The sequence below is a fragment of the Chryseobacterium jejuense genome, assembly GCF_900100075.1.
Taxonomy (GTDB): Bacteria; Bacteroidota; Bacteroidia; order Flavobacteriales; family Weeksellaceae; genus Chryseobacterium; species Chryseobacterium jejuense.
In genome coordinates this window covers 156,905-171,857 of record NZ_FNEG01000006.1, presented here as the reverse complement: position 1 = coordinate 171,857, position 14,953 = coordinate 156,905, and the positions used below count along the sequence as shown (strand labels likewise).

14 protein-coding genes are annotated in these 14,953 nt (G+C 35.3%); 6 read left to right on the top strand and 8 right to left on the bottom strand.

Going from position 1 to position 14,953, the window contains the following annotated elements; all coding sequences use genetic code 11:
* From BLS98_RS18065 to lpxB, 3 genes are all read right to left on the bottom strand, one after another.
* Entirely contained in the window at nt 1-1,755 is a 1,755-nt protein-coding gene (locus BLS98_RS18065; RefSeq protein WP_228436038.1) for a ComEC/Rec2 family competence protein, read from the bottom strand.
* Between the two features lie 162 nt (nt 1,756-1,917).
* On the bottom strand, nt 1,918-3,009 hold the full coding sequence (locus tag BLS98_RS18060) for a glycoside hydrolase family 99 protein (protein WP_089738081.1): 1,092 nt from the start codon (nt 3,007-3,009) through the stop codon (nt 1,918-1,920).
* Between the two features lie 34 nt (nt 3,010-3,043).
* Nucleotides 3,044-4,147 (bottom strand): lipid-A-disaccharide synthase, encoded by a 1,104-nt coding sequence (gene lpxB / locus BLS98_RS18055; protein WP_089738079.1) that lies wholly within the window; start codon nt 4,145-4,147, stop codon nt 3,044-3,046.
* 145 nt (nt 4,148-4,292) lie between these two features.
* On the opposite strand from lpxB, the gene BLS98_RS18050 reads away from it, so the two are divergent.
* The 3 genes from BLS98_RS18050 (at nt 4,293) to BLS98_RS18040 (ending at nt 6,800) form a co-directional block, all read left to right on the top strand.
* Nucleotides 4,293-4,802: a DUF2480 family protein gene (locus BLS98_RS18050; protein ID WP_089738078.1), complete on the top strand. Its 510-nt coding sequence runs from the start codon at nt 4,293-4,295 to the stop codon at nt 4,800-4,802.
* Between the two features lie 2 nt (nt 4,803-4,804).
* Complete coding sequence (locus BLS98_RS18045) at nt 4,805-6,064, top strand: protein O-mannosyl-transferase family (protein WP_089738076.1); 1,260 nt, start codon at nt 4,805-4,807, stop codon at nt 6,062-6,064.
* Nucleotides 6,065-6,146: 82 nt separating this feature from the next.
* Nucleotides 6,147-6,800 (top strand): DUF937 domain-containing protein, encoded by a 654-nt coding sequence (locus tag BLS98_RS18040; protein WP_089738074.1) that lies wholly within the window; start codon nt 6,147-6,149, stop codon nt 6,798-6,800.
* A gap of 60 nt (nt 6,801-6,860) precedes the next feature.
* Here BLS98_RS18040 and BLS98_RS18035 read toward each other — a convergent pair whose 3' ends face one another.
* Both BLS98_RS18035 and BLS98_RS18030 read right to left on the bottom strand, forming a co-directional pair.
* The gene (locus BLS98_RS18035; protein WP_089738072.1) at nt 6,861-6,980 is read right to left on the bottom strand and encodes a 30S ribosomal protein THX; all 120 of its coding nucleotides are present in this window, start codon (nt 6,978-6,980) and stop codon (nt 6,861-6,863) included.
* Nucleotides 6,981-7,130: 150 nt separating this feature from the next.
* Nucleotides 7,131-8,525: an MATE family efflux transporter gene (locus tag BLS98_RS18030; protein ID WP_089738069.1), complete on the bottom strand. Its 1,395-nt coding sequence runs from the start codon at nt 8,523-8,525 to the stop codon at nt 7,131-7,133.
* A 185-nt stretch (nt 8,526-8,710) separates the two neighbouring features.
* Between BLS98_RS18030 and aspS the strand changes: the two genes are divergently transcribed.
* Together aspS and BLS98_RS18020 are read left to right on the top strand one after the other, a co-directional pair.
* The gene (gene aspS, locus BLS98_RS18025) at nt 8,711-10,465 is read left to right on the top strand and encodes an aspartate--tRNA ligase (protein WP_089738066.1); all 1,755 of its coding nucleotides are present in this window, start codon (nt 8,711-8,713) and stop codon (nt 10,463-10,465) included.
* 53 nt (nt 10,466-10,518) lie between these two features.
* Nucleotides 10,519-10,950, top strand: a complete 432-nt coding sequence (locus BLS98_RS18020; RefSeq protein ID WP_089738064.1) for a bleomycin resistance protein — start codon at nt 10,519-10,521, stop codon at nt 10,948-10,950.
* Nucleotides 10,951-10,992: 42 nt separating this feature from the next.
* Here BLS98_RS18020 and BLS98_RS18015 read toward each other — a convergent pair whose 3' ends face one another.
* Together BLS98_RS18015 and BLS98_RS18010 are read right to left on the bottom strand one after the other, a co-directional pair.
* Entirely contained in the window at nt 10,993-12,261 is a 1,269-nt protein-coding gene (locus tag BLS98_RS18015; RefSeq protein ID WP_089738517.1) for an adenylosuccinate synthase, read from the bottom strand.
* 259 nt (nt 12,262-12,520) lie between these two features.
* The gene (locus tag BLS98_RS18010) at nt 12,521-13,093 is read right to left on the bottom strand and encodes a Crp/Fnr family transcriptional regulator (RefSeq protein ID WP_089738062.1); all 573 of its coding nucleotides are present in this window, start codon (nt 13,091-13,093) and stop codon (nt 12,521-12,523) included.
* A gap of 177 nt (nt 13,094-13,270) precedes the next feature.
* On the opposite strand from BLS98_RS18010, the gene BLS98_RS18005 reads away from it, so the two are divergent.
* Nucleotides 13,271-13,804 carry a hypothetical protein gene (locus tag BLS98_RS18005; protein ID WP_139166150.1) on the top strand — a complete coding sequence of 178 codons (534 nt, stop codon included), beginning with the start codon at nt 13,271-13,273 and terminating at the stop codon, nt 13,802-13,804.
* 62 nt (nt 13,805-13,866) lie between these two features.
* Here BLS98_RS18005 and BLS98_RS18000 read toward each other — a convergent pair whose 3' ends face one another.
* Nucleotides 13,867-14,712, bottom strand: a complete 846-nt coding sequence (locus BLS98_RS18000) for a mechanosensitive ion channel family protein (RefSeq protein ID WP_089738058.1) — start codon at nt 14,710-14,712, stop codon at nt 13,867-13,869.
* Between the last annotated feature and the right edge of the window lie 241 nt (nt 14,713-14,953).

Below are 14,953 nucleotides of genomic sequence, written 5' to 3'. Positions count from 1 at the left end.
TTATTTCATATCATAAACATGATCTCCAAAAACTATTTTTTTAGTTGAAAAAGGAATCTGCTTTATTTCAAATTGGTCTATTCTTCTGGAAGAACAATAAGGTTCAATGATATATTGTAAAACCTTTTCTCTGCCTACCCTATCAGGAATCCAAAAACAGACTTTATTTCCTTTCTTTATAGAGATTATTTTACTCTTACTAAAAGAGTGTAAAAGCACTTCTTCTTTCTGATTTCCAACAATATTGCATCCAATCCTTGTCATCAAAAACGCCAAAACAGCAATTACGAAATTCATTGAATTCTTAAAGTTTATTTTTAAAATCAATGCTCTTAAAAAATATATCGCTATTGATATGGATATTACTTCAATCAGATTCATCGGAATGCTTTTAAATAATACCATATCTGCTTCCGCAAACCAGTGAATAACCTTCAGAAGTATTTGTATAATTCCATCATACAATTTATCCATAAAACTGAAATTCAAGCCAAAGGCAATAAGAAAAGTCATCAGAAATGAAAACACAATAATCACTTCAGAAAAAGGGACAATAAAAACATTGGCAACAATCGAAACAAATGAAAATTGATGAAAGTAATAGAGGACCAACGGAAGTGTTGCCAATTGGGCTGACAAGGATATGGTAATGGTATTAAAAATCAGTTTTTTAAAATAATTATCTGCTCTTGGAAAATATTTTAACAGTGGTTGATTCAGCCAAAAGATTCCTAATACTGCTAAAAAACTAAGTTGAAATCCCACATCAAAAAGCTGCTGAGTATCAAGGATCAGAATAATAAATGCTGACAATGCTAATGAGTGCAGCAAATCCGGCTTTCTCTGCAATAAAACAAAAATAAAATATACGTTCAACATGATGCATGACCTCAGCACCGAGTTTCCAAATCCGATAAATAAAGCAAACAACCAAATAAACATCAAGCTTAAAACAATCGAATATTTATTGAATTTCAGAGGAATACAACGCACCATTACAAAATAAAAAAGTCCAAAAATAATCACAATATGAGTTCCGGAAATGGCTAACAAGTGAACCAGGCCAGATCTGTTGAAATCCTGCACAGTACCCATATCCATTTCTGTTCGGTCTGCCAGAATAATTCCTTTCAAAAATGCTTTGGTAGGTCCGGACATAACTGTTTTATCTATTTTCTTCAGAACATTGAACCTATATTGACGAATTTGCTCAGTAAAACTTAAATCATTCCGTTCTACAATAGAAAAATCTTTCGAAATATAAATTTGATAGTCAATATTCTTTCGCTTCAGATATTGTGCATAATTGAACTGAAAATCGTATTGGGGCTTCTGTGGTTTTGTAATATAAGCTTCAGTTTTATAATAATTCTTATAATCTAATTCATCATGACTTTTCGGAATATAAATAATTGAATTAAAGCTATTTTTCCCTAACTGAGCTATTCCTTCATACTTTTTATACTTTTCTGTTGAATTTAATTTCTGGGAAATTTTTAAAATAATAGTTTCATTTTTATTCACAGAAATATCGCCTTTTGGAGAAGAGGAATTAAAGAAATGAAGAAGTAAACCAATGCCAAAAAAAAGTATTCCAAGCAAAATAGCCCTGGTTTTATATAAAAAATAGGTATTGAAGAATATAGAAATTAAAATCCCCATATTAATGCTAGCCACGCCATAGATCAATCTTTTTCCCAATAAGAAATAGTCCTGAAAAAAAATTCCGAGGATAAAGCATACAGCTAAGATCAATAGAGGTTCTTTATTCAATTTCAATCAATTATATCTCCAAGATAGGAAATTGAATATTCGGTTGTTATCACTGTAATTACTAAATAAAACACCCTGTCATCCACAAAGAGATTAACAGGGCGCTTATTTTTTTGCTATGAAATTACGTTTACATAAAAAGTTTTACTTTTCTTTTAAAAACTTATCCGTTAAACGTTTTGTTTCTTTGATGTACATCCACGGATCTTTCCCATAGTTTTCGTAGATAAAATCTCCAGCTTTTTTAGGAATTGCAGGTTCTATCTGAGTTCCTTCATGCCATTCGTTAAATGAAGTAATTCCAATAAATTCAGGATTAATTTTAATGGCTGCATCAAACATCCTTTCATAATATTTTCCATCTTCTCTACTCTTAAAATTAGTTTCATTCCAAGGTCTGATTCTCGTATCTGAATAGCCTGGGCCTACGCATGGGATAAAAATAAGATGATGATCTTTTGCATACTGAGCCATATACTCCCAATTAGCAGTTGTGCTTCCAAAAACGAAACCTTCACTGGCAAAATAAGTGTAAAAACCATCAAAACCCGAAGTATCGAAAAAAACAGAATCATTTTTTTCCACCCATAGTCCAATGTAATAGCCATCCAGTTCTGTATTACGTATTGTTTTCTCTCCACTTTTGGAAAGCAGCTTCGACCATTCTTCAGGAGCTATTTTATAACTGTCATATACATAATACAAAGGTTTCCCATCTTTTTTGTAAAAGGCATGATGATGAGCATATGTTTTCACAAGATAAGAAAGCTGATCTCTAAGTTCTGTAACGGATTTATAGAACGGTTCTATATGAAAGGCTATTTTTAAATTGAAACGGTCTGCAATATCAAGATACTGCATTACACTTTTATCAGTAAAAGAATCTTTTCCCAGCCAACTTACCACTACAACACCTACACCAGCCTCTTTCATCATCTTCATGTGTTTTTCTATGACCGTTCTATCATTGGAACTGTAATTACCCAATGCCGGATAAAAATTGGCCCCAATATCATCCCCTCCTTTATAATTTCCGAGATTATTCCATTTAGGATTGCTCCAATGAGGAATAATTTCATGATTCCAATGCTGTAGGCTGCCGTCAGTTTTCTGGTTTCCATACCAGCCATAGTAGAATATCTGTGCTTTATCTCTCAATACAGCTTCTTTCTGAGCAAAACTTATTGAAAAAATTGTACAGGCAATTAATAATAGAAAACTCTTTAGATGTTTCATAGTAATGAATGAATTATATTTCCGGAGATTTGTCTCAGACTTTTAAAATCACCTCAGCAGCATGATCGCTGGCCCCCTTTCCTCCAAGCTTTTCTCGCAAAAGGCTATAATCATTCAGGACCTGTTCTCTTTTTCCTCCTTCTAAAATTTTATTGAGTTCACCTACCAGATTCTTAGTATTCAAATCACTTTGGATAAGTTCTTTCACCACTTCCCTATCCATGATAAGGTTTACTAATGAAATATAGTTGATATTTTTAACCAGTCTTTTGGCAATGGCATAAGAAACAGCACTTCCGCGATAACATACCACTTCAGGGATATTCAGCAGAGCCGTTTCTAGGGTAGCCGTTCCGGAAGTTACCAGAGCTGCTTTGGAGCATCTCAACAGATCATACGTTCTATTCGAAACAAAGTGTACATTATCATCCACATATTTCTCATAAAAGTCCTTGGGAAGGCTTGGGGCTCCCGCAATTACAAACTGATAGCCTTTAAAGTGCGGTCTTACGGAAAGCATAATTTCAAGCATTTTCTCAACCTCCTGTTTTCTGGAGCCCGGTAAAAGTGCAATAATTTCCTTTTCATTCAGTCCATTTTCTTTTTTAAAACCATCAATATTAATTTCCTTTAAATCAGAGATTGCATCCAGCAAAGGATGGCCTACAAAGTGTGAATGAACACCATGTTTTTTGTAAAAGTCTTCCTCAAACGGAAGAATGACCATCATTTCATCCACATATTTTTTGATAATCTCTACTCTGCCTTCTTTCCAGGCCCAGAGTTGCGGTGAAATATAGTAAACAACCTTAATGCCCAATTCTTTGGCAAATCTGGCTATTCTTAGATTAAAGCCGGGATAATCTACAAGAATTAAAACATCAGGTCTGTTGTTCAGAATATCTTCTTTGCAGAATTTAATATTATTTAAAATCGTTCTCAGATTCATGACTACTTCCAGAAATCCCATGAATGCTAAATCACGATAGTGTTTTACCAGTGTTCCGCCTTGAACTTTCATCAAGTCGCCACCCCAGAACCTGAATTCCGCATTCGGGTCCTTTTGTTTGAGGGATTTCATCAAATTGCTTCCATGAAGATCACCGGAAGCTTCTCCTGCAATAATGTAATATTTCATTTCTTTCGAAATCTTTATTTGTTTTAATAACCATCAGAAACAACCTATATTTTGAATCATGGGCGGCTTCTATGGTAGGAATAGAGAACAAATTAAAATGTATATTGATCTTAATTCGTAAATTTGTTCAAAGATAATGATAAAAATGTCAGAAGAATTTGAAATCCGAAATAAAGTTGCTGAAAGCGGCCTTGTGAATTTTGACCTTACCACTTTGCTTCCAAAAGGGGAAAGAAAGGGTATTGATCTTAAAGATTTTCTTTTCCAGGAAATGATCCTGAAAGAAAAAGATTTCCGTGAAAAAGTAGAAGCTATCAACGTTGAAGAATATAAAGATGCTTACATCTATATATACAATTCTGTAGATACTATTATTCCACTTTGGGCTTATTTCGTATTAACAGCCAAGCTTACCGATGTATCCAAAAAAATTGTGTTTGGAAACCGTGAGGACCTTGAAGTTATTCTGATGCACAATGCTATTCAAACTTATGATTTCGGGGATATGAGAGGCAAAAGAGTTCTTGTAAAAGGATGTTCAGATAAGGAAATTCCTGAAAACGCTTATATTGAGCTGGTAGAACAGCTAAAACCTATCGTAAAATCGCTGATGTTCGGAGAAGCATGTTCTAATGTCCCAATTATAAAGAACTAGGAATGAAGCAATATCTATCTGCAATAGCTCTATTCTTTATTTTTTCAGCCATTTATTATCTCGGGAGTTTTACTAAAATACCTTTTGCTGATTGTGTAGGTTTTGTTCTGTCAGTAGAAAAGGGTGAGTTTGAAACGGCAGCTACTGCTACCTCTCATTTTTTATATACCAATACAGGGATTTTAATTAAAAACCTAACCGGCCTTCATGCTATTGAGGCTAGCCGATTTCTTGTAGTAGTTTCTGGTGCAGCAACAGTTGCCTTCATATATCTGATTGTAAAAACCATTACGAAAACACAATGGGCAGCTATTACTGCTGCATTTGTGTTTGGCTTTAGTTTTTCTTTCTGGAGAAATGCTGAAATTGTGGAAGTATATACGTACAACTGTTTATGGGTAAGCCTTTTTTTCCTTTCGATGGTAAAAGCCTTTATTGAAAAGAAAAATATTCATATTATACTCAGTAGTTTATTCTTAGGAATTTCTCTATGGGTACATATTCAAAATATTTTATTGATTCCAGCACTTCTTCTTTTCCTGTTTTATTTCAGAAAGGAAAAGCACTACGCTTATTCTTCATTTATTCTTTTTGCATTGCTTTTTTCTTCTCTCTCTATCCTAAATATGTCTCAAGGATTACCATTTAAAGCCTTCTATTCTTCCGATCAGGGAACATGGGTTGAAGATTCATTACAACAAACCCCAACGCAACTGGTAAAAGATTTTTTCCAGTCATTTGTATACCTCATCTACAACTTCAATATTTTTATATTCTTTGGAATAGCAGGAATGGGCTTATTGTATAAGACCAACCGAAAAATGTTTACTGTTTTTTTTATAGCGGCACTATTAGTTTATGGGTTCTCAACATTCTATGTAGTTTCTGATAATTATGTATTTTTCCTTCCCTTCAATATTATTTTTGCACTCTCAATCGGATATGGACTTTCTTCTGTAAAATATACTTCCTTTAAAAAATTCTCATGGGTTTGCTTACTCATTCCTTTAGGATATGTTTTTGCATATCATACTGTTTTACTCACAGAAAAAGGTAAAGAAGCTGATGCATTCAAAAAATACAAGGGTGGAATGAACTACTATCTACTTCCATGGATGAATAACAATGTGGGAATTCTGGAATTTACAGTAGATAATAAAGTTGCTCCTGAACCAATCAATTGGATGACAGCAAGTGCCCAGCAATATATACAGCTATTAAAAAGCAAAGGCTACACTGAGGATGAGATCAGAAAACTTTAACAATAATTATGAATCCGAAATATTTTGTGAGGCATATTTTTTGATAACTTTGAATCAATTAATACTTTAATAAACACAAAAAATGAGCTTAATAGACCTACTTACAGGGAACACTAGCAACCAGGTTGCTGAACAGGCTGAAAACAAATTCGGAATCAACAGAAACCAGGTAATTGCTTTATTAGCAGTAGCTACACCTCTCATCATTTCTTATCTTAGAAATAAATCCCAGGATGCCAAAGAAGCTGAAGCATTGAACAGCGCTTTAGATAAAGACCATAACGGAAGTATCTTAAATGATCCTTCACAAGTTGAAGCCAGACAAGCTGAGGGCGGATCTATCCTTGACCATATTTTTGGCGGACAAAAGAGTACTGTAGAAAATCAGTTATCACAAAATACTGGAATTTCAATAGATAAGATAGGCCCCATTCTTGCAATGCTGGCACCCGTTGTTATGGGATACATTGGTCAACAAAAACAACAAAGCAATGTTGGAGCAGGAGGTTTAGGTGATCTTTTAGGAGGAATCTTAGGAAATGCTTCTAATCAGGCTCAAACTCAACAATCCAGCCCATTAAATGATATCTTGGGAAGTGTTTTGGGTAATGGACAAGCCCAATCATCAGGAAATCCTCTGAATGATATCTTAGGAAGTGTACTTGGCGGTGGTGGAAACCAACAGCAACAAGGTGGCGGACTAGGAAGTATTCTTGGAAATATTTTTGGAAAATAATTAATTTAATTTGTCATAGAAAAAGACCGGAGAAGTTTTCTTCGGTCTTTTTTATTGTCATTACTTTTTAGATTTTTCCTCTGGTGCTCCAAAAGGTTTCGATGCTTTTCTAGGTCTTCTTTTTCCATAGTTCCCGGAATGAATTTTCCCTTTTCTTGATTTTTTGTCTCCCTTTCCCATAGTAATAAGTATTTGTTGTTATTACGAATTTAGGAAATACACTATTAAAATACAAATACTTAAGTCATTAAAAATGGATAAGGAAAAAGGAAGGTGGAAACTGGAAGTTTATAAATACATATCCAATTAACGACTGGCAGAGCCCTACTACTATACTTTAATTGTCTTCCATTTTCCTTTTCTAAACAAAATAAAAGCAACAATAGTGATCAGAGTTTCTGCTGCAGGAATGGAGATAAATACTCCTTTCGGTCCCATTTCCAGATATTTGGAAAGAAAATAAGCTAAAGGAATCTGAAACAGCCAGAATCCAAAAAGGTTCACCCATGTTGGTGTCCAGGTGTCTCCTGCTCCGTTGAATGCATTAATCATCACCATTCCGATTCCATAGAAAACAAACCCTATACTCATGATGTGAAGTGCATTTTTTGCAAAGTTTTTGATCTCTGCCTCCTGAGTAAAGAAACTTACTAGAAAGTTACCGAAAAGAACAAATATTAAACTGACAATAAGCATAAAAATCACATTATACTTCACTGTTTTCATTACGGATTGTTCTGCTCTCAGCATTTCATTTGCCCCCATATTCTGTCCCACTAAAGTAGATGCAGCATTACTTAATCCCCAAGCTGGGAGTATGAAAAACATCATTAACCTCAACGCAGTTTGATACCCGGCTGAGGCATTTTCACCACCCGTAGTTGCCACCAGTTCTGCAAGAAAGATCCAGCTGCATGAGGCAATCACAAACTGAAAAATTCCGGGAGTGGCAATTTTTATGATAGATCTGATTAAACTATAATCTGGCTTAAAATAAGAAAGCTTAATACGAATTTGGGTATCTGCTACCAACAGATGATACAGCTGATAGATTACCCCAATACTTCGCCCAATTGTAGTTGCCAATGCTGCACCAGTAAGCCCCATTGCTGGGATCGGGCCTAAGCCTTTTATCAAAATAGGGCAGAGAATAATGTTGGCAATATTGGCAATCCATAAACTTTTCATTGCAATCATCGCATTTCCTGCTCCCCTAAAGATCCCATTGATCAAAAACAAAAGCATAATGATTGTGCCGCTTCCCATCATAATTCTTGTAAAGTCTTTTCCATAGGCTGCTGCTTCTGGTTTTGATCCCATCAGAATAAGAATCTCTTCTGCATACACTACTCCAAATAAACTTAAAACCAGAGTAATCCCAAATGAGACCAGCAATACCTGCGCAGCACTTCTGGAAGCCTGCTCTGGATTTTTCTCACCAATCCTTCTCGCCACCATTGCTGTTGCAGCCATACTCATTCCAATCGCAATGGAATACATCACAGAAAGTACAGACTCCGTAAGCCCAACAGTCTGAATCGCAAAACCGCTTTCTTTCAGATGTCCTACAAAATATAAATCTACCAATGCAAAGACAGATTCCATAGCCATTTCCAACATCATCGGAATGGCCAGAAGCACCACTGCACTTCTGATATTTATCTTCGTAAAATCGGTTTCCTCACCACTAAAGGCTTTTTTAAAAAAGTCAATATATTTAGTCATTGTTCAGGTTATAATTTATATATCCTCAAAAATACAAATCTGCTTTGTAGTATACCTTAGCAATTGGCAATAAAATTAATCAGAAGTTTTTTTATTTATAAAACCTGCAAAAATCTTATCTTTGCCAACGAAAAATTCAAGGTTCAAAACAGAGCCTTAAACATTGAACTTTAAACAAATAATTTATGTTTCGATCACACACCAACGGAGAGCTATCTCTGAAAAATCTGAATGAAGAAGTTACACTATCTGGATGGGTACAGACTATCCGTGATAAAGGATTTATGATTTGGGTAGATCTTCGAGATCGTTACGGAATTACCCAGCTGGTATTTGACCAGGAGCGTTCTTCTGCACAACTAATGGAAGAAGCTAAAAAATTAGGCCGTGAATTTGTTATTCAGGCTACCGGAAAAGTTATTGAGAGAGTAAGTAAGAATCCCAATATTCCTACAGGAGAAATTGAACTTTTAGTTGAAAAACTAACCATCCTGAATGATTCTCAGCTTCCTCCTTTCACTATTGAAGATGAAACGGACGGTGGAGAGGAATTAAGAATGAAATACCGTTATCTGGATATCAGAAGAAATCCGGTAAAAGATAAATTGATCTTCCGTCACAAAATGGCTCAGAAAGTAAGAAATTACTTATCTGATGAAGGTTTCATTGAAGTGGAAACTCCTGTTTTAATTAAATCTACTCCGGAAGGAGCAAGAGATTTCGTGGTTCCAAGCAGAATGAACCCGGGGCAGTTTTATGCATTACCACAGTCTCCACAAACCTTCAAGCAGCTTTTGATGGTAGGTGGAATGGATAAATATTTCCAGATCGTAAAATGTTTCCGTGATGAGGATTTAAGAGCAGACAGACAGCCGGAATTTACACAGATCGATTGTGAGATGGCTTTTGTAGAACAAGAAGACGTAATGAACGTTTTTGAAGGAATGACTAAAACTCTTATCAAAGATATTACAGGTCAGGAATTCGGAGATTTTCCAAGAATGACTTTCGCTGATGCAATGAAAAAGTACGGAAATGACAAACCGGACATCCGTTTCGGAATGGAATTCGTAGAACTTAATGAGCTTGTAAAAGGAAAAGACTTTAAAATATTTGATGAAGCAGAATTGGTTGTCGGAATCAATGTAGAAGGATGTGCAGACTATACAAGAAAGCAGATTGATGAGCTTGTGGATTGGGTAAAACGTCCACAGATCGGAGCTTCAGGGATGGTTTGGGCTAAATTCCAGAATGATGGTGTGAAAACCTCATCGGTAAATAAATTCTATAACGAAGAAGATTTAGCAAAGATCATTGAAAAATTCGGGGCTAAGGAAGGAGACTTAATGTTGATTCTTTCCGGAAACGAAAACAAAGTAAGAGCACAGCTTTCTGCATTGAGAATGGAGCTTGGAAACCGTTTAGGATTAAGAAAAGGAAATGTATTTGCACCACTTTGGGTTGTTGACTTCCCTCTATTGGAATGGGATGAAGACTCTGAAAGATTCCACGCTATGCACCACCCTTTCACTTCTCCAAAACCTGAAGATATTCACTTATTAGAAACAGATCCAGGTAAAGCAAGAGCTAACGCTTACGATATGGTTCTTAACGGAAACGAAATCGGAGGAGGATCTATCAGAATTTTTGACAGAGATCTTCAATCTAAAATGTTTGACCTGCTAGGATTCTCAAAAGAAGAAGCAGAAGCTCAGTTTGGATTCTTAATGAATGCATTCAAATTCGGAGCACCACCACACGGTGGATTAGCATTCGGGTTTGACCGTTTAGTTGCTATTTTGGATGGAAATGAAGTAATCAGGGATTATATTGCATTCCCTAAGAACAACTCCGGGCGTGATGTCATGATTGATGCACCGGCTTCCATTGCTGATGCACAACTCGATGAACTAGAGTTAAAATTAAATTTAAAAGCATAAATTGAAAGCGGGGTATTGGCCCCGCTTTTTTTATAATAAAAGCAACTGTGAATATGGATTTCAATAAATTAACTCCAGAATTACTTGTAAGCAATCTCGATCGGTCTAAATTATTTTATGTAATACAACTTGGATTTACAGTAGAGTTTGAAAGAAAAGAAGACCGGTTTATATTCATTTCACATGAGGGATCTCAATTGATGCTTGAGGAAGATCATCCTGATGCATGGATAACGGGTAGCCTTTCATTTCCAAGAGGGAGGGGAATTAATTTCCAAATTGAAGTAAGCGACTTGAATACTATTATCGCAAAAATCACAGAACACAATCTTTCTTACTTTAGAGAACCGAAAGAAGAATGGTACAGAATAAATGATCAGGAAGAAGGGGTAAGAGAATTACTAATTCAGGATCCTGACGGCTACCTCTTAAGATTTCAACAATATCTAGGCGAACGGGAATACAGAGATCATTCACAGTCATAAAAATAAAAAACGGGAAGTAAATATTTCCCGTTTTTCTATTCTCTATTTCATTTTCAAAATCTGCTCTCTCCCTGGACCGGTAGAAAGATATCCTATAGGAATTTCCAATTCTGTCTCCAAAAATACAAGAAAATCCTTTAGTTCTTTTGGAAGTTCAGAAGGGGCTTTAATTACTGAAAAATCAGCATCCCAGCCATCTAACCATTTGAATATTGGTTTTGCATTTTCAGGAAGTGTTCCGGCATTGGTTTCAATAGTTCCATCTTCCAGCTCATAGTGAGTACAAACTGCTACTGATTTTAATCCGCTTAGAACATCAGCTTTAGTGAGAACCAATTGTGTAACTCCATTAATCATCACAGCATATCGTAAAGCCGGAAGATCTAGCCAGCCCGTTCTTCTTGGGCGCCCTGTATTGGAACCAAACTCATTTCCCTTCGTTCTGATCTCCTCACCCATTTCATCAAAAAGTTCCGTAGGAAATATTCCGTTTCCTACTCTTGTACAGTACGCTTTCGCAATTCCGTAGATCTCACCAATCTTTTTAGGAGAAATTCCTAATCCGCTACAAGCCCCTGAGGCAGTGGTAGAAGAAGAAGTTACATAAGGATAGGTTCCGTGATCTATATCTAGTAATGCAGCCTGAGATCCTTCAGCTAAAATTGTTTTTCCCTCAGATAGTGCTTTATTCAGATGTAACTCAGTTTCTGTACAATTAAATTGCTTTAAAAATTCAACCGCTTCAAAAAACTCTTGACGAATTGAATCCAAAGATGGCAGTTCCATACCTCCATCAGCTAAAAATTTAAAGTCTCGGTCTAAAATATGATTTACACGTTCTTGAAAATCCGGTAAATACATATCCCCAATTCTTACGTTCTGTCTTAAGATCTTATTTGAGTATGCCTGAGCAATTCCATTCTTTGTTGTTCCTATGGTTGTATACGCCGGACTTTCTTCCATGAAAACATCCAGAAGCTTATAAGTAGGCAATACAAAATGAGCTTTCTTAGAAATAATCAGATTCTTTTCTGGCTCGAGAGTTTCATCAAACTTTTTTAGATTCAGAATCTCGTTTTTAAAACTTACCGGATCAAGAACAGTTCCTGTCCCGATAACATTCTGTACTCCCTGCATAAAAATCCCTGAAGGAATCATTTTAAGCGTGATTCTCTTCCCATTTCTTTCAATACTGTGTCCAGCATTCGAGCCACCGTTAAAACGGGCTGCAATATCATAATTTTCACTGATAAGATCAATAAACTTTCCCTTTCCTTCATCTCCCCACTGAAGTCCTAATACAATATCCATATCATTATTTTTCATGAGACAAAGCTATGGCAGTTTGAAAAAGAGGCCATTGCCATTTGACAAAAACGTGTTGGTATGAGTGTAGTAAAGAATTATTTACAAGTATGAGACGAGAGTTTTGTTCTAATATAAGCCGTATTGACTAGGTTTTGGCTAAAGCCAATGAAAGGTTTTTAAAATGACAGAACTGGCTAAAGCCCGTCCCTATTGAATATTTACAATTCTTAGATAATTTATTTTGTTGGAACCGCATTACTCATTACTCATTAACAGTCCTCCTAATCCTGCTCAATGACGAAGGAGTCACGCCAAGATAGGAAGCCAGCATAGACTGTGGAACTCTATTGGCAAGTCCAGGATAATGATTTAGAAAGTGGATATATCTGGATTTTGCATCCTGATTGAGCATAATGCTTGCCACTTTAAGCTTATTTTCAGCAACAAACCCATGAATTCTGGCAAATAAAACAGGCCAGATCGTAATTTTTTCCTCTAATATTTTAAAATGGCTGAGGTCAATAACAAGTAAAACAGCATCTGTAATGGCTTCTATATATTCATGGGCAGGAAGTTGATCTGTAAACCCCTGAAAATCTCCAATAAAACGACCTTCATAGATAAAATAACGGGTAAAATCATCTCCTTCTTTGTTATAATACAAAGAACGAAATACTCCTTTCTTCACAAATGCAATCTTTTGGCTTACTTTCCCAGCTTCTACAAAAATTTGACCTTTCTTCACAGAAATTTCCTGGATACCTTCTTCAATTAGAAGTTCATCCTGTGCATTCAGTAATCCAAATTTTTTGATGTAATTAAAAAGTTCTTCCATGTTATTTTATCCACAGATTGTGGAAAGATAAAGGTATAAAAGTAGAATGTAAAAACAATTGCCATTTGGTAAAAAACGCATTGGCTGCTCAATAATACTCCGAACAATATGAAAAACGATCAGTTTAAAAGTGCTCTAGGACAGGAAATTTATATATTTTTGCACAAAATTACAATCATGGAAGAAACATTAATTGTTCATATTAATTTTAGTGAGAATGTTGTCCGTAAACAATTATGGCATCATTTCTATCACTCATGGAAAAAGAAGTTACCTACTCTTTTCCGAAACTTCTTGTATGCTCTTTTTATCATCTTTGTCTTTGATAGTCTCATCGGCAAGAAAACCAGATATGATTTTTTCCAGTTTGCCTTAATTTTTTTAGGTCTTACCTGTATTATTTATCTTATCAACTTTTATTATCAGAAGATCAATTTTTCCAGTAAGCTGAATAAACATATTGATGAGCTAAAGGGATATCATCCTGTAACAGAATTGTACTTTGATGAGAAAAGTTTTCAGATCAATAATGAACAGTATGATATAAGAAGTCTTTGGAAAAAAATAACTTATGAAGTTTCCGGTACAAATATTTTAGTTCATATTGATTTAAACACCAGCTTCACCTATCTTATCAGCAAGGAAGAGACTAATCAATACACAGAAATCCTTAACTTTCTGAAAAATAAAGCAAAAGCAAAAAATAAATAAAAAAATCCTGCATTATTCTGAATGCAGGATTTTTTATGATTATTTAAAACTATTTTACACAATTATTTATTGTAAACATGTATATCTCTCTGAGGAAAAGGAATCCCGATTCCGGCCTCATCTAAGGCTTCTTTACAATCAATAATAAGATCTTCATTCATTTTCCAGAAGTTTTCCGTAGTAGCACTCACTCTCACTGATAAATTAATTGCGCTATCACCAAGTGCTGTTACCACTACCTGAGGTGCCGGCTCAGAAAGAGCATATTGATTTTTTTGAATTACTCTCATCAGAACTTCTTTCGTCTGTTTAAGGTCAGCATCATAAGCAACCCCGATATCCAATGCTGTTCTTCTTGTTCCTAACTGTGTAAAATTGGTAATGCTGTTATTGGAAACCACCCCGTTAGGAATAATGATTAATTGGTTTTGTGGAGTAATCAGTTTTGTATGGAAAATATCAATGGCCTGTACTGTTCCAGAAACTCCGGAATTCGTGGAAATAAAATCTCCTATCTTAAAGGGTTTCAGTAACAGAATAAGGATTCCACCCGCAAAGTTTGTCAAAGAACCCTGCAAAGCCAAACCTACAGCTAAACCTGCAGCACCAATCATGGCTACAAAGGCCGACGTCTGCACTCCTAGTTGAGTCACCACTACAATGAAAAGAAGAATATTAAGTCCCCAATTGATAATATTAAGAAGGAAGTGCTGTAAAGAAGCTTCCATATTACGTTTTCTGAAACCTTTCGCAACAAGTTTCTTAATCATTCTTATCATCCATGACCCGATCAGATAAATCAATAGTGCAGAAATAACTGCAGTAAAGATTCTCGGTGCCCATGAAATGGCTGAAGTTATTAAGGTATCCCAATGCTTTTGAATGTTGTTCAATTGTAAATCGTCCATTTTTTATACTACTTATTTTTATATACCATTACAGATACTCTTTCCTTTAGGGCAAAATCTTAAAATGAATCTGAACAGAAAACATTTTTTTTCAAAAAAAGAATCAACCTTAACTCTTTGGAAGTTAAAATCAATAATTATATGCATTACAATAGATTGACAGCAGAACAGATTTTTTCTGCTTACTCAATGATTATTTTAGAAATTGAATCTTGCCAGGAAGAATAATTCGAGGCTATTA

Bases quoted from the DNA above. Each gene is read 5' to 3' on its own strand.
- BLS98_RS18060 (WP_089738081.1), bottom strand. From the start codon at position 3,009: ATGAAACATCTAAAGAGTTTTCTATTATTAATTGCCTGTACAATTTTT.
- lpxB (WP_089738079.1), bottom strand. From the start codon at position 4,147: ATGAAATATTACATTATTGCAGGAGAAGCTTCCGGTGATCTTCATGGA.
- BLS98_RS18050 (WP_089738078.1), top strand. From the start codon at position 4,293: ATGTCAGAAGAATTTGAAATCCGAAATAAAGTTGCTGAAAGCGGCCTT.
- BLS98_RS18045 (WP_089738076.1), top strand. From the start codon at position 4,805: ATGAAGCAATATCTATCTGCAATAGCTCTATTCTTTATTTTTTCAGCC.
- BLS98_RS18040 (WP_089738074.1), top strand. From the start codon at position 6,147: ATGAGCTTAATAGACCTACTTACAGGGAACACTAGCAACCAGGTTGCT.
- BLS98_RS18035 (WP_089738072.1), bottom strand. From the start codon at position 6,980: ATGGGAAAGGGAGACAAAAAATCAAGAAAAGGGAAAATTCATTCCGGG.
- BLS98_RS18030 (WP_089738069.1), bottom strand. From the start codon at position 8,525: ATGACTAAATATATTGACTTTTTTAAAAAAGCCTTTAGTGGTGAGGAA.
- aspS (WP_089738066.1), top strand. From the start codon at position 8,711: ATGTTTCGATCACACACCAACGGAGAGCTATCTCTGAAAAATCTGAAT.
- BLS98_RS18020 (WP_089738064.1), top strand. From the start codon at position 10,519: ATGGATTTCAATAAATTAACTCCAGAATTACTTGTAAGCAATCTCGAT.
- BLS98_RS18015 (WP_089738517.1), bottom strand. From the start codon at position 12,261: ATGGATATTGTATTAGGACTTCAGTGGGGAGATGAAGGAAAGGGAAAG.
- BLS98_RS18010 (WP_089738062.1), bottom strand. From the start codon at position 13,093: ATGGAAGAACTTTTTAATTACATCAAAAAATTTGGATTACTGAATGCA.
- BLS98_RS18005 (WP_139166150.1), top strand. From the start codon at position 13,271: ATGGAAGAAACATTAATTGTTCATATTAATTTTAGTGAGAATGTTGTC.
- BLS98_RS18000 (WP_089738058.1), bottom strand. From the start codon at position 14,712: ATGGACGATTTACAATTGAACAACATTCAAAAGCATTGGGATACCTTA.